Source organism: Kitasatospora sp. NPDC042419, from assembly GCF_056437345.1.
Genome location: NZ_JBWKAW010000002.1, coordinates 326,004 through 339,586 on the forward strand (window position 1 = coordinate 326,004; position 13,583 = coordinate 339,586).

Here is a 13,583-nt window from a genome sequence, read left to right on the forward strand (position 1 = left end):
TCCTTCCAGTCGGGTTCGGCTGCCTACGGGCGGCGGCGTCCGGCGGAGTGCTCGTGGGGGGTGATGCGGGGGACGGCGGCGAGGTGGCCGCGGTCGAGGTCGTCGAGGTCGGCCTGGATCTGGGCGGCCCGCAGCCGCACCATGTCCTGGTCGTCGAAGGCAACGTGAACGTGCAGGAGCGAGACCGCGATGCGCAGGCGGAACAGGACGAGCGGCAGCAGGCTCTCGGCAGGCAACGGTCCGTCGAAGTAGCCGACGAGGAGGGCTTCCGTCATCGGCGCGGGTTCGCGCAGGGACCATCCGGCGAGTTCGGCCAGCGGGTCGCCGCCGCGGGCGCTCTCCAGGTCGACGACTCCGGTGATGCGGTGGCCGTCGGTGAACAGGTGGCGGCCGACCCAGTCTCCGTGCAGGAGTTTGGGTGTCGTCGGCGGGAGGCGGTCGGCTCCGGCTTCGAGGACGAAGCGGGCGCGGTTCAGCAGCCCGGGCAGGTGAAGGCCGTTCAGGCTGGGGGCTCGGCGGTCCGGTAGGGCGAGGAACCATCCCTGGACGGTGGAGTGTTGGCCGACGCCCTGCCCGTCGAGCTGACCGAAGCTGCTGACCTCGATGGTGTGCAGGCGGCGGAGGATTTCGCCGGCTCGGACGGCGGCGTCCAGGTCCTGCGGTCGCGGCGGCTCCGCTTCGATCGGCTGGCCGGGGCATCGGGTCTCGACGCAGGCCTCTCTGCTGTACCAAAGGACGCGGGCGGCGGGGATTCCCGCTTCGCGCATCCGGGCGGAGGCCCAGGCGGCGGTCGGGTAGCGCGAGCGGCTTCCCGCACGGCGGACCTTGACGACCAGTTCGTCGCCGTCACGGGTGGTGGCGGCGAAGGGGAGGCTGTCGGTTCCCGACCGCATGGTCGTGAAGCGCGCGCCGGTGGCGTCGAAGCCCGCTTCGGTGAGCGCGTCGAGCAGCAGGGGGTGCGGGCGGTTGATCACGGTGTCAGGGGTGGACATCGGGCACCTCCGGCACCGGGACGGGGCGGCGGCTGGCGGCCGACCGGAGGGCGGCGTCCAGCAGGGCGATGGAGCCGAGGTTGCCGACGGCCGGGACGGGGGCGGTGCCGGGTTGGTGGAGGGCGTCCACCATGGCGGTGATGCAGCGCTGGTACGCCGGCGGGCCGGGTTCGGCGGGCTTGCGGCTGCTGGTGGGGTCAGGTGCCCAGCGGCTGGCGAAGTCGTGAGCCTCCACGCGCCAGTCGCCGTTGGCGTCGGTTCGCAGGAGCGGGTCCGCGATGTACCCGCCCCGGTAGGTGAACAGGGAGCCGTCGGCGAACCGCACGGTGATCGTGGCGATCGCGCTGTGCGGGGCGAGGAAGCCGATCGGCGTCTCGATGCAGGTGACCTCGGCCGGCGGCGCAGTGATCAGGGCGCGGACCTGGTCGAAGGCGTGCACCGCGAGGTCGGTGGTGACGGGCAGGTGCTGGCTGCTGCGGAAGCCCGGGCTGGGAAGGGTGACGAGGGTGTCGGTGGTGATGGCGAAGGGCGGCTCGGCGCTGAGGTGGACCGTCTCGCAGAAGGCGAGGAAGCCGGGGTCGGTGCCTCGGTTCTGCATGACGGCCAGGAGCAGGCCGCGCTCGCGGGCGAGGTGGACGAGGTCGAGGGCGTCGGGCAGGCTCAGGGCCAGGGGCTTCTCGGTCAGGACGTGAAGGCCGTGGGCGAGGGCTCCGCAGCTGACGCGGTAGTGGCGGTCAGGCGGGGTGAGGTTGACGACGACGCCGACCGGGGCCAGTGTGAGCGTTTCGTCGAGCGTCGTGGCGAACACGGGGCTCAGTTCGTACCGGTCCGCGAGAGCGCGTGCCGCCTGCTGGTCGGGGTCGACGAGGACGGCGATCTCGATGCGGCCGTCCGCGAGCAGGGAGCGGACCCAGCGGCCGGCGATGGCGCCGCAGCCGATCAGCGCGGCCTTCATCGTGCCTCCCGGATCGGGTGTTCGCCGGCCCAGTGGCGACGGAGGTGGCCGAGGGCGCGCGTGGCGAGTTCGTCGGGCGAGCCGGTAGTGGTGTCGAGCCGGACGACGGCGGGGGCGAGCGCGTGGTCGAAGTAGGCGTTGAAGTGCTCGCTGAAGTGTCGGTCGTAGAAGATCGCCGGCATGCCCTTGCGCAGGCGGGCCCGGCGGGTGAGCACGTCCGGGTCTGCGGTGAGGACGACCGTCAGGTCGGGCATCGCCACAGCCCGGCTGGTAACGGCGTGCTGGGCCTGGTCGTCGCAGTCGAAGCCGTTCATCCGGCCGACGGCATGAGCGTGGGCGAGGAGGGTGTCCACAGTGCGGTCGAGGATCACGTCCCGGCCCTCGGCGAGGGCCTGTCGGGCTCGGGCGAGCCGGAGGTCTTCGACGTCGAGGAACTGGGCGATGTTAGCGAGTTGGTGGTCCGGGGTGAAGGGTTCGGGGGCCAGCAGCCGGGCGGGGGTGGGGCTGGCGTGGAAATAGCAGGGGATGACGGCGGGCCGGTTGAGGTGAGGGGTGAGCATGGCGGCGAGCGTGGTCTTGCCGACGCAGCTGACGCCCTCGATGCCGAGGATCACGGTGTCTCCCTGTCCTAGGAACGGCGGTTGCTCTTGGGGGCGAGTACCGAGTGCCTGCTGCCGGTGACGGCCCAGCGTCCGAGCGCGGTCATCGGGCCGATGCTCTTGAGCAGGAGCCCGGCCATCGTCTCCGCGCTCTGCACGGCGGTCTCCCGCACGGCCAGCGGGCGGCCTTCGGCCTTGGCGAGTTGCCGGACCGGTGCGATGGTGGCCGCCCAGAGCGCGGCCGTGGCCGCTGCCCGGACCGGCGGGCTCGTGCGCGGTCCCAGTGCGAGCGCCAAGCAGCCGACGGTGGCGGGCGAGACCAGCAGCCAGGCCATGCCCCGGTAGGCGCCGATGGTGAGCGCCGCGGCGTGGTCGAGGCGGCTGCCGTGGCCCTGGGCGTGCCAGCGGGTGGCGCACTGCGGGTAGTCGAGGTAGCTCTGGAACCAGCGCTCGCCCTGGGGCAGCAGCTCCGGCAGGTACTCGGCCGCCGGTACGGCGGTGGTGAAGGGGAGGCTGTCGACCGGGACGCCGTCCAGGGTGAGCCGGTAGCCGAAGGCGACGTCGTCGAGGACGGTGAAGTCGGGCAGCCCGCCGACCTGCCGGAAGACGTCGGCTCGGATGAGCAGGCCGTGGCCGACGGTCTGGGCCAGGCCCAGACCTCCTCGCGCTCGGCGGGCGGAGTCGGCGTACCGGCGGAGGTTGGGGATCTCGCGGCGGAGGGTCCAGAGCGTCTGCGCTCGGGCAGCGCCTCGGCACAGGGCTCGTTCCCACCAGGTGCCGGCGGCGCCCTGGGTGGCGAAGCGGGCGGACTGCTGGACGACGGGAGGCAACTCGCCGTGCTCAGCCCGGTGGCGAAACAGGAACTCGGCGGTGCGTTGCAGCAGCTCCGGGCTGGGGCGGGAGTCCACGTCGTAGACGGCGACGTACTCGTCCGCGGAGTCGGCCGCGAGCTGTTCGACTGCGGCGTTCACCTGCGCGGCCTTCCGCCCGTCGCCCTCGTAGTGGACGTGCCGGACCACCGGCTCCCGGAGACGCGCGATCTCGCTCGCGATGACGTCCGCCGTCATGGGGAAGGGCAGCAGGGCCTCGGTGGCCGTCGCCAGGGTGAGTGCACGCTCGCCCGTCTTGGCGAGGGCTTCGGCCAAGGCGGCCAGCTCGTCGTCGGTCAGCTGCGGGAAGCGCTGCAACCTGAGGTCAGTCGCCGTCGCCCCGGCGAGCCGGCCGACGAGGTGTGCACGTTCGCGTTCCTCGCGCGCCGTGGACGCCAGGGTCAGCGTCGAACCCGGGAAGTCGCGCAGGAGCGGTACGAACCACGCCAACGCGCCGGTGATGTGCTGCTGCTCGCGCAGCACCGGCATAACGATGTGCAGCACCGTCGGCTCCGCCTCCGAGGGCGGGACCGGCTGGTCAACCCGGGCCAGTGTCCGGCGGACCTGCCGTAGCCCGTTCACGTTTCGCGCGGCCACGGCGGCGGCGATCCACCAGGACGGGCGCCGCCAGAACGGCTTCCTGCCGTTCACTCGGCTCCTCCCGCGTCGGCGTAGTCGTGGAACAGCCGGTAGGTATCCCGGAGCCGGCTGTCCGGGTAGCCGTCCTGCCAGGGCTTGTCGGGGCCGGCGAAGTGAACCAGGGCGGCGGTCTGCTCGTCCTCCAGGAGCTGGGCGAGCGGGCTGTCGGCCTCGGCGTAGTGGACGAACCCGGGCTGGCTAGCCTGCGGGGACATGGCGAAGGTGTTCCAACGCCGCTCCAGCCGGTGCCAGTTGCCGTCGACGGCCCAGTTCAGCGCGTCCTGGTCCCAGAACCGGACCTTGTCCGGGTGCTCGGACAGGAACTGCCGCGATCGCTCGAAGACGCCGAGCCGCTGGCAGCGTTCGAGGTCGATGAGCATGACGCCGCTGTTGAAGTAGTCCCGGCCGTACGGGACGCCGAGCTTCTCCCAGCCCGGCAGCTGGATGCCCCGGCCGATGACCGGGTTCTGCGGGTCTCGCACCGCACCGATCGGGCGCCCGCCGAGGGACTGCCGCAGCAGCGGGCGCAGGTCCCCGAGCACCAGGGTGTCGGCGTCCAGGTAGAGCACCTGAAGCTCGTCGGGGATGACCTCCGGGATGGCCAGGCGCACGTACACCGCGCCGCTCACCCAGTCGGAAACCGGGTAGCGCGGGTCGGTCATGGGCGCCGGCCGCAGCTCGGTCCGCAGGCCCGTGCGGTCGGCGTCCCGCAGGATCGCCCGCCGGTTGGCGTCGCTGATCTGCTGGTCGAGGACGATCAGGCGGAGCTCGTCGACAGCGCCCGGGTGCGCGGCGGCGATCGAGTGCATCAGCGTCCGCAGCGGGCGGGCGTATCCGTCGTCGACTCCGCAGACGATCGCGGGCAGCGGGTGGGAGACGGCATTCACGAGGTGCTCCTTCCGGTGGTGGCGGCCTGGCGGGGGAAGTGCTGCTCGGCCCAGTCGAGGGTCCGGCGCAGGCCGTCGCTCAGGTGGGTGGTGGGCTCCCAGCTGAGGTGGGCGCGGGCCGAGGCGATGTCGGGGCAGCGGCGCTTCGGGTCGTCGGCGGGCAGCGGGACGAAGGTGATCGCGGACGAGGAGCCGGCCAGCGCCCGGATCTTCTCGGCGAGCTGGAGCATGGTGATCTCGTGCGGGTTGCCCAGGTTCACCGGGTCGACGTGCTCCGCGGTGGCGGCGGCGAGCAGGCCCTCAACGGTGTCGGCCACGAAGCACAGGGAGCGGGTCTGGCTGCCGTCGCCGGCCACGGTGATCGGCTCGCCCGCCAGCGCCTGCTGGATGAAGGCGGGCACGGCGCGGCCGTCGTCGGCGCGCATCCTCGGGCCGTAGGTGTTGAAGATTCGCACGATGCGGGTGCGGGCGGTGCCGGAGCGCTGGAAGCAGGAGGTCAGGGCCTCGGCGTACCGCTTGGCCTCGTCGTAGACGCTGCGGGGCCCGACCGGGTTCACGTTGCCCCAGTACTGCTCCGGCTGCGGGTGCACGAGCGGGTCGCCGTAAACCTCGGACGTCGAGGCGAGCAGGAACCGGGCGTGCTTGGCCTCGGCCAGCTCCAGGGCGTTGAGTGTGCCCAGCGCGCCGACCTTCAGGGTGGCAAGCGGGTGGCGGGCGTAGTCGAGCGGCGATGCGGGCGATGCCAGGTGGAAGACGAAGTCCACTGGCCCGACCACGCTGAACGGCTGAGTGACATCGTCGGCTTGGAAGCGGAAGCCGCCGGCCGAGCGCAGGCCCGACAGGTTGTCGAGGCGGCCGGTCAGCAGGTTGTCGACGCCGATCACCTCCGCACCCAGGTCGAGCAGGCGCTCGCACAGGTGCGAACCGATGAACCCGGCGGCCCCGGTGACGACGGCGGTACGGCGGGCGAAGGCGCTGGTCACTGCCGTGGGCGACAGTGGTTCTTGCGGGTAAGACACGGTGCTTTCTCCTCCAACTCGCTGGCGGGTGGCGGGCTGAGCACGGAGCCGTGGCTCCTCAGGCGGTCGGCTCCCGATCCGGGACGGCGCGTGCCGGCGGCGCCGCGAACTGCTGCTCGGCGCCGAGCTCGTCCTCGGCGACGGTCCCGAGCAGCACCAGCGCCGCGACGTGACCGAGCCCCCACAGCACCGTGAACCTGACTCCCAGCGGGTCGTGGTGCGCGCCTCGATGGCGGCCTCGCTGTGCGCTCGCGGCTCTCTCCATGGGCCCTTCCCTCCGCTCTCCTCGGACGACGGCCGGTCCAGCGTCACGGCCAGACGGAGCGTGACGGAACGTTTCCAGGGGGTTTCTCTCCGAGAGCACCCCGGCTGCGGCGGGTAGCAGTACGCTCACCAACAGGGCCTGAAAAGCCGGGGGTTGAGATGATCGAAGGCACACTGGCGGTCCACCCGCTCACCTACCTGCTGCAGTCGCGCGGGTGGGGAAAGAACCAGTTCGCGGGCATGATGCGCGACCGCGGTGCTGCACTGAAGATCCACCTGGCGACCAACCGGACCCTGGTCTGGAAGTGGGAGCAGGGCCAGGAGCCGGAGCCGGACGCGCAGTACGTGCTGGCCGATCTCCTGGGCGTCAATCCCCGTACTCTGGTTGCCAATCCGTGGCCGGGATGGCTTCCTGTGTGGGAGGTGACCGGCGTCACGGCGCCGTGGACGAAGGCCGGTACCGTGGACGTACTGGTGGAACTGGTCAGGAGTGGTCGTATGGATCGGCGTGGCTTTCTCACCATCACCGGGGCCGCCATGGCCACCGTCGCCGCGAGCTGGGCCTCGGCCTCGCCCGCCTTCGCCTCCGCCCTGAACGGCGACCAGGTGACCGACTCCATGGTCGACACCCTCGAAGCCCGTGTCGCTACCCTCCAGACGCTGGATGCCCAGATGGGCGGCGCCCGCCTCATCGAGCAGGCCCGCGGCGACCTCGCGATCATCACCACCCTGCTCAAGCAGGGCCGTCACACCGAAGCTGTCGAGGCCCGCCTGTACGGGCTGGCCGCCCAGGTCAACTACATCGCCGGTTGGATGGCCTACGACAGCGGCCTGCGCTCAGCCGGCCAGCAGCACTACCTCGGTGCCCTCCGCGCCGCGAAGACCGTCGGCGACGACGCCCTCGGCGCCTTCCTCCTCGCCGAGATGGGTGTCCACCTCTCCGACGCCGGCAACCCCGCCGAGCGCGTCGCCCAGGTCGAGACCGCGCTCGCGAACACCCCCTCGACGATGCAGCCCAGTATCCGCAGCTACCTCGAACTCCACCACGCCGAGAGCCTCTCCCGCGACGGCCAGCACCAGAAGGCCGGCTCCGCCCTCAACCGCGCCCACGACCTCTGGTCCAGGAGCGGCGGCGACCAGCTCCCGACCTGGCTCTCCTGGTACGGGGGCGCCCAGCTCAGCTCCACCGAGGGCAAGATCATGCTCCGCGCCGGTCAGGTCGAACGCGCCACCAGCGCACTCGCCTCCTCCATCGACCACGCCGTCCCCCGTGACCAGGCAGTCCGCTCCGGCCGCCTCGCTACCGCCCGCCTCGCCGGCAAGGACCTCGACGGCGCCCTCGACGCCGCCAACCGCGGCCTCGGCCTCCTCGAAACCAAGGTCCACTCGGTCCGCGCGGTCAGCCGCCTCACCAAGTTCGACGGCTACCTCAAGCCGCACGCTGCCGAGCCCGCCGTCGCCGAGTTCCGCGAGCGCCTGCGCGCGCTGCCTGCCATGGCGGCCTGACGGTTGCCAGATCGGTGACGTTGGGGCCGCGCTACTGGGCTGCCGCAAAGCTGCCCAGGTGCAGGCCAGTGGTCCTGGCGGTGCGCAGGGCGTTCCTGGCGCGCGCCGCGCCGCTGCGGGTGACTGCCTCGCCCGTGCCGACGGCTACCGTTCGCGCGCCGAGACCTGCGCACGCTCGGCAGATTCCCGGCTCGGGTACCGGATCGTGGCACTGGGCGCACTCGGCGTACCGGGATGCTGCGGGCCGCACAGCGGGCTGGACGGGAGCCATCTTGCGCTCCAGGCGGTAGCGGAGCACCGCGACCGCTGAGTGCACTGGGACGGGCAGGCCGGGCAGTAGGGCCTGGGCGAGGTCGGCCTGGGTCGCGCCGTGCTCCAGCCACTGCGCGACGAGGGGTGCGAGTTCCTCGGCTTCGGCCTGGCCGAGCCGCAGGCGGGGCTCGGGGCGGATCACCCGGAACAGCGTGGCGACGGCCTCGCGGACCTGCTCGTCCGGCACCGCCACGGGCTGCTCGCCGGTCTCCTCCTCGTGGTCTTCCTCCCGCCCTCCCGTCCTCGCCTGCGGCTCGTCGGCGAGGACCGGTTCGTCGGTCTGCTCGGTGGGGAGGGAGGGTTCTTTCACCAGGTCCTTTGGAAGGGCGTCAGGACCGCCGGTGGTCGCTTCACCGGAGACCGGGCGGGTGGCACCCGGCAGTACCGTGAGCTGCGGGGTGTCGTAGACGTGGGTCTCGGTGCGGATCGTGCCGTCGGGCATGCGGATCTTCTCGACCTTGTAGAAGCCCGCCTCGGCCAGCTCCTTCAGGGCCTTGCGGATGGCACCGCGTCCCTGGGGGCTGGTGTCGGCCATGTGCCGGCCGTCCTCGCGCCAGCCGTCGGGGCGGGAGAGGAGGTCCGCGAGCAGGCCGCGGGCGGTGTAGGAGAGCCGCCGGTACTGCAGGACGGTGTTGGGCAGCACGGTGAAGTTGCGCACGTGGGCGCTACGATGGACACGCATCGGGAGTTAGAGCTCCTGTTGCCGGACCCCGGAGCGTTGGCGCGCTGCCGGGGTCGCCTGTTTTCGGTTGGATCACGGAACGTAGCACACGCGCCGTTCGAAGATCGACGCGATCGGCGAGCGATCACCATCACATGCCAGCCGGTCGCGGCCGGCGCATCGGCGATCGCCATGTGTCAGTTTCTGCCACCGCGAGTGCCAGAGTGAGCCGCCCGCGACACCGTCCGTCACCTTGCCTACTGAAGCGCTTGTGCAAGTTCTCTGATATCAACTAAAGTGCGCTTGGCTGTGATGCGCTTCGATGGAAAGTGCTGACCTCAAGGAGCTCTGACGCATGGACGTGCTGCTCTCTCCCTGGATGACCGAGCTGTTCGGCGAGCAGGCGCTCGCCGTCCGTACCGGCTTGGGCCAGGCCCTCCGGAACATGCAGGCCAATGCGCAGGCCGGCCAGGAGCAGGCGGACGTCCGGACGAAGCACCCGTTCGGGTCTGCACGCTGGTCCGGCCAGTTCGAGCGGGTCTACGAGGAGCTCAGGGAACTGCCGGGGGCCAAGCCAGTGAAGCCGTACCGCTTCCCGTTCGACCTGGTGCTGGTCGGACGCGGCCTGATCTATCCGTTCCTCTACGCGAGGACCCGGTCCGACATCCTGACCGCACGGGTACCCAGCAACTCTGGGATGGTTCGAGAGCTGTTCACCTTCGCCCCGGTCCCGGCGGCTCCGACAAGCATCCAGGGCGCCTTCGACTTCGAGTTCGCCACACCGCCCGAGGAGCCGGCCGTCGAACTGCATGGCGGTCTCACCACCGTGCCCCCGGACACGTGCCTGGTTCTGGTCCCCTTTGCCTGCAACTCCTCGGAGCTGCTGGAGGCGCACTGGGGCGTCGCCGCTCACGGCGCCGATGGCATGTTGGACTGGATCGCTGGACCGGAAGCGCTGCCACTTCCGGAGGCCGTCACCGTCCACGGAAAGCGGCTGTCGTCCATCCCGGCTCAGTCCGGACCTGCAATTCTGGAGCACACCGGCTTCGACCAGGGCGAGACGCCTACTCTTACCCTGTCGTCCCGTTCGAACGTAGATCGAACGCTCAACGTGACGCCACTGACCGAAGCGGAACCAGCGAAGCCTCAGATCAACGAAAACGATGCGACGAACTAGGCAAGACCTCATCCCGGGACTGGAAGAACGAGGGATCACCCCGCGTGCCGTCGTTGACGGTTTCGATCCAGCCCGACTCACGCAGGCCCGCCGACTGGCGGAGATGACCAAGAAGGACGTAGCCGAGCGGCTTGGTGTCACGCCGGCCGCCGTCGGCCAGTACGAGACGGGCGTCTCCAAGCCCAGACCAGAACTGGTCCCTGGCCTTGCAGACATCCTCGGCGTGCCGCTCTCGTTCTTCTTGGCCGGCCGACCGAGCAGCCGTCTCGATGCCTCGATGGCTCATTTTCGGAGCCTTCGCAGCACTCCAAAGGCTCAGCGTGAGCGGGCGCTGGCCTTCGCTGAGCAGGTCTGGGAACTGACCTACGCCCTGGAACGGCGGGTACAGCTGCCGGTCGTGGACCTGCCCGGTTTTGCCGGAGGAGAGGTCCATCCCGGTGAAGAGCTACCAGCTGAGCCCGCAGCGGCGGCGCGGGAGCTACGGCGCCGTTGGGGTCTGGGGGATGGTCCGGTCACCCACCTCGTAAGACGGATGGAGTCCCACGGCATCATCGTCGTCATGCCGCCGGCGGGAGACACCTCGGCCACAACCGTCGATGCCTTCTCCTCCCGGACAGTCCGACCCCTCGCCGTTCTGACGTCCAATCGTGCTGATGACGTCTATCGGCACCGCTTCACCGCCGCGCACGAGCTGGGCCATCTGGTCCTTCACGGAGACGCCACCGGCGACAGTCGGCAGGAGAAGGAAGCTGACGCCTTCGCGGCCGAGTTCCTTACTCCCCAGTCCAGCATCCTGCCGCTCCTCCCGCGTCGCATGGATCTTGCACGTCTGGCCGAACTGCGGCGCACCTGGGGTGTCTCCATACACTCGTTGATCTACCGATGCCGCGAACTCGGACTGACCTCAGACGCGACGACCAGTCGCGCCTACCAGCGCTTGCGTGCGCTCGAAGGGCAGCCGGGGTTCGCGTCCGAGTCGGTCAACGGCTTCTCCGGCGAACAGCCTGCCCTCCTACGCCAGGCCTTCGAACTCGCGGCCGAGGAGGATGGCCTCACGGTCGAGAAGCTCGCCCGTGAGCTCGCTTGGAAGCCTGAACGCGTATGTGAGCTCCTGGGAGTGCGGAATGAACGCCCAGTGCTTCGCCTGATCAGTAATCACGCTTGATACCAGAGCCGTGGCTGGCCGGTAGGGGATCGGCTCAATGCTTGCTTTCCTACCGGCTGTTCACTTGAGGAATCCACAACACGATGTCGCCGATGATGGCCGCGGTGGGCCGGCGTCGTTTCGCAAGGAGGGGATAGTGCCGGAGCTCAGGTGGCAGGTTGTGGCCGAAAGTCTCGAACGTAAGTGCGCGGCGCCGACGGACGAGCAGATCACCGTCGCCCGGGCCCTGGGCATCGCGCTGGGGCAGTCTACGCCCGCGCCGGTCGCCGCCGCCGAGCTGCGCATCCTGCTAAGGATGCCTCTGGGGCTCGCGCTTGCTGGGGACTTCGGCGACAACGAGTACGAGGTCCTCCTCGATCTCGCGGCCCGCACCGACCTTGCGGTTCCCGACATGGACGACCTCGGGTGCCGGGAGGTGCTCAATGCTTGGTTGCGCGTCGCCCGTGACCGCGAGTCCGCCGCCGCCCTGCGCCGACTGGAGCCCGCAGTCGATGACGTTGTTGCCGCCCGCGACCGGCGCAGCGGCCCGGATCTGTACGGCGAGATTTCATCAGTCGGCGCCAACGGCCGGCTGCACTTCCGAGGCGGCCACGGGCTCGGCACCGCCCCGCACCGGGCCATCCATATTACCCGCCCCGGCGAGGAAGGCTATCTCGATCAGCTCCGCCTGGCCCGCGAATACGCCGCAGCGATCCAGAGCAACCCGACCCGGATCACCCGGGCCGAGGAGGCGCAGCTGGACCGCTGGCGGATCAACTTTCCAGCAACCCCGGCGGCGGTCGAGGCGCTGCGCGACGCACTGGAGACAGCCGACGACGAGGCCGCGATGCAGCGGCTCCTGGAGAAGCACCCAGCGTTGCTGGCCGGTACCGTGGTGGGCAACCACGACACCTGGGTCCGGCCCCAGGTCCAGCTTGGGAACCACTACATGGCCGACTTCATGATCGCCGGTCAGACATCGCTCGGAGTTAGGTGGACGCTGGTCGAACTGGAGAGCCCGGTCAGCCGCCTGACCAACCCCGGCAACAAGCGGGCGACGACCACCCTGCGGCACGCGGTCGACCAGATCGAGGACTGGCGTAGGTGGCTGTCCACCAACCTGCACTACGCCCGCTCCGCGCGTGACGCCGACGGACTGGGCCTGCCAGGTATCACGGCCGAGGTCCCCGGCTTGATCATCATGGCCCGCGAGACCTACGACGACGCGGCCGGCGAGATCCGAGAACTCCATGCCCGGCGCTCACACATCCAGGTGCGCACCTATGACTGGCTGATGCGCATCAACGAGTCCCCCGACCCTCTGCGCCGAGACGCCCCAGACCAGCGCCTTCGGCTCGCTTGAAATCGGCCGCCTCATCCACTCTCCGTTTCACAGCCACGAAGGGCGGCTCCAGCGAACCTGAGCCGCCCTTCGGGTGAACGTGTGCGGGGCGTTTCGGAAGCGGCTTGTAACCGAGCGCTTCAGTTGGCGAGTGAGTGCTCCGTCTGGCGAGTCGATGATCGCGCCCGCAGATAGTCGATCATCCTGCTGAGAGTGCCCGTGTCGTCCTTGACCTTGCCGAGGGCGATGTTGCAGTCCATGCAGAGCAGCCCGCGGTTGTGTCCTTGAGTGTGGCAGTGGTCGACGTTAGCGTCGCCCATCCGGGAATCGTCAGAATCGACCTCCGTGAAAGGAGTCAGACACGTCGCGCAAGCGCCGTCCTGGTCCTTGAGCATCCGGTCGATGTCCTCAAATGTCAGGCCGTAGTTCTGCTTCAGGTTGCTCTTTGCGCTCTTGATCCGGACGCATTCGTTGCACACGCGTCCCTCCCCGCGGTCCTTGTAGCCGTACAGGGCGTACTCATGACTGTTCCGGCAGTGTGTGTTATCCCTCCGATAGGGCTTGTACGGCACCGAATCCGGGTCGATCCCGCGTGCGCGCAGTTTCGAGTCGCGCGTGCAGCGTCGGCAGCTACGGGCCCCGGTGTTCGGGTTCACGTACGGGACATTATCGTCGCCGAACGCGTGCCCGTTAGCGCACCCGTCCGTGGCAGGCTCGACGATGGCACGTGGGTCAGCATGGTTGACGAAAGCGCCGCTTCCCAGGTCCCGCCACAAGGTAGCGTGCTCGTGATTGACGCACAGCAGCTTGTTCTCACAGTTGCGCGTCACGGTCTGTCCGGACGCTAGCGGCTCAATGGAGTGGTATTCGAACACCCAACGTTGCACGTATACGAGCGGGTTCTCGCCAGCCGCGTAACGGACACCGTCGTAGTACATCGGGCGACCGTCCTTGCCCGTTGATCCCTCCCAGACCAGGCACCCCGACTCGGTGCGCTCCACGTTCTGGAGCACGACGTCCATGCCGATCGGAGGCTTTGGACCGGTCCGCTCGAACGTTCCGTGCTTCTTGTAGTAGCGGTAGCAGGCCTGACACCTGGTGCCGCCCATCCGCGTCGCGGGCTTCCCGTCACCGGATTCACACAGCTGTGGCATGTTGAGGATCAGAGCACTAAACCACTCAACTCCGCTAACTGGCCTGCTCATCCGCCAACTGAA

Annotated in this window: 13 protein-coding genes; 4 read left to right on the forward strand and 9 right to left on the reverse strand. The window is 69.7% G+C overall.

Features of this window, described 5'->3' with window-relative positions; all coding sequences use genetic code 11:
• Nucleotides 1–23: 23 nt before the first annotated feature.
• The 7 genes from AC067J_RS05215 to AC067J_RS05245 all read right to left on the reverse strand — a co-directional run bounded on the left by AC067J_RS05215 (nt 24) and on the right by AC067J_RS05245 (nt 6,225).
• A complete protein-coding gene (locus AC067J_RS05215) occupies nt 24–992 on the reverse strand; it encodes a phosphotransferase family protein (protein WP_478296614.1) in 969 nt (322 codons plus the stop codon).
• The gene (locus AC067J_RS05220) at nt 979–1,947 is read right to left on the reverse strand and encodes a Gfo/Idh/MocA family protein (protein WP_478296615.1); all 969 of its coding nucleotides are present in this window, start codon (nt 1,945–1,947) and stop codon (nt 979–981) included. The genes AC067J_RS05215 and AC067J_RS05220 overlap by 14 nt, the downstream gene beginning before the upstream one ends.
• On the reverse strand, nt 1,944–2,561 hold the full coding sequence (locus tag AC067J_RS05225) for an AAA family ATPase (RefSeq protein ID WP_478296616.1): 618 nt from the start codon (nt 2,559–2,561) through the stop codon (nt 1,944–1,946). The genes AC067J_RS05220 and AC067J_RS05225 overlap by 4 nt, the downstream gene beginning before the upstream one ends.
• Nucleotides 2,562–2,575: 14 nt before the next feature.
• The gene (locus tag AC067J_RS05230) at nt 2,576–4,066 is read right to left on the reverse strand and encodes a glycosyltransferase family protein (protein ID WP_478296617.1); all 1,491 of its coding nucleotides are present in this window, start codon (nt 4,064–4,066) and stop codon (nt 2,576–2,578) included.
• Entirely contained in the window at nt 4,063–4,941 is an 879-nt protein-coding gene (locus AC067J_RS05235; protein ID WP_478296618.1) for a glycosyltransferase family 8 protein, read from the reverse strand. The genes AC067J_RS05230 and AC067J_RS05235 overlap by 4 nt, the downstream gene beginning before the upstream one ends.
• Nucleotides 4,938–5,924, reverse strand: coding sequence for a UDP-glucuronic acid decarboxylase family protein (locus AC067J_RS05240; protein WP_478296936.1), 987 nt, complete (start codon nt 5,922–5,924; stop codon nt 4,938–4,940). The genes AC067J_RS05235 and AC067J_RS05240 overlap by 4 nt, the downstream gene beginning before the upstream one ends.
• Before the next feature lie 94 nt (nt 5,925–6,018).
• Nucleotides 6,019–6,225 (reverse strand): hypothetical protein, encoded by a 207-nt coding sequence (locus AC067J_RS05245; protein ID WP_478296619.1) that lies wholly within the window; start codon nt 6,223–6,225, stop codon nt 6,019–6,021.
• Between the two features lie 158 nt (nt 6,226–6,383).
• Between AC067J_RS05245 and AC067J_RS05250 the strand changes: the two genes are divergently transcribed.
• On the forward strand, nt 6,384–7,730 hold the full coding sequence (locus tag AC067J_RS05250; protein ID WP_478296620.1) for a transcriptional regulator: 1,347 nt from the start codon (nt 6,384–6,386) through the stop codon (nt 7,728–7,730).
• A 31-nt stretch (nt 7,731–7,761) separates the two neighbouring features.
• Here AC067J_RS05250 and AC067J_RS05255 read toward each other — a convergent pair whose 3' ends face one another.
• Nucleotides 7,762–8,724: a hypothetical protein gene (locus AC067J_RS05255; protein WP_478296621.1), complete on the reverse strand. Its 963-nt coding sequence runs from the start codon at nt 8,722–8,724 to the stop codon at nt 7,762–7,764.
• 334 nt (nt 8,725–9,058) lie between these two features.
• On the opposite strand from AC067J_RS05255, the gene AC067J_RS05260 reads away from it, so the two are divergent.
• From AC067J_RS05260 to AC067J_RS05270, 3 genes are all read left to right on the forward strand, one after another.
• Entirely contained in the window at nt 9,059–9,880 is an 822-nt protein-coding gene (locus tag AC067J_RS05260; RefSeq protein WP_402722429.1) for a hypothetical protein, read from the forward strand.
• A complete protein-coding gene (locus AC067J_RS05265; protein WP_402722428.1) occupies nt 9,867–11,045 on the forward strand; it encodes a helix-turn-helix domain-containing protein in 1,179 nt (392 codons plus the stop codon). The genes AC067J_RS05260 and AC067J_RS05265 overlap by 14 nt, the downstream gene beginning before the upstream one ends.
• 136 nt (nt 11,046–11,181) lie before the next feature.
• Nucleotides 11,182–12,387, forward strand: coding sequence for a Shedu anti-phage system protein SduA domain-containing protein (locus tag AC067J_RS05270; RefSeq protein WP_478296622.1), 1,206 nt, complete (start codon nt 11,182–11,184; stop codon nt 12,385–12,387).
• A 119-nt stretch (nt 12,388–12,506) separates the two neighbouring features.
• Here AC067J_RS05270 and AC067J_RS05275 read toward each other — a convergent pair whose 3' ends face one another.
• Nucleotides 12,507–13,520 (reverse strand): endonuclease domain-containing protein, encoded by a 1,014-nt coding sequence (locus AC067J_RS05275; protein ID WP_478296623.1) that lies wholly within the window; start codon nt 13,518–13,520, stop codon nt 12,507–12,509.
• Between the last annotated feature and the right edge of the window lie 63 nt (nt 13,521–13,583).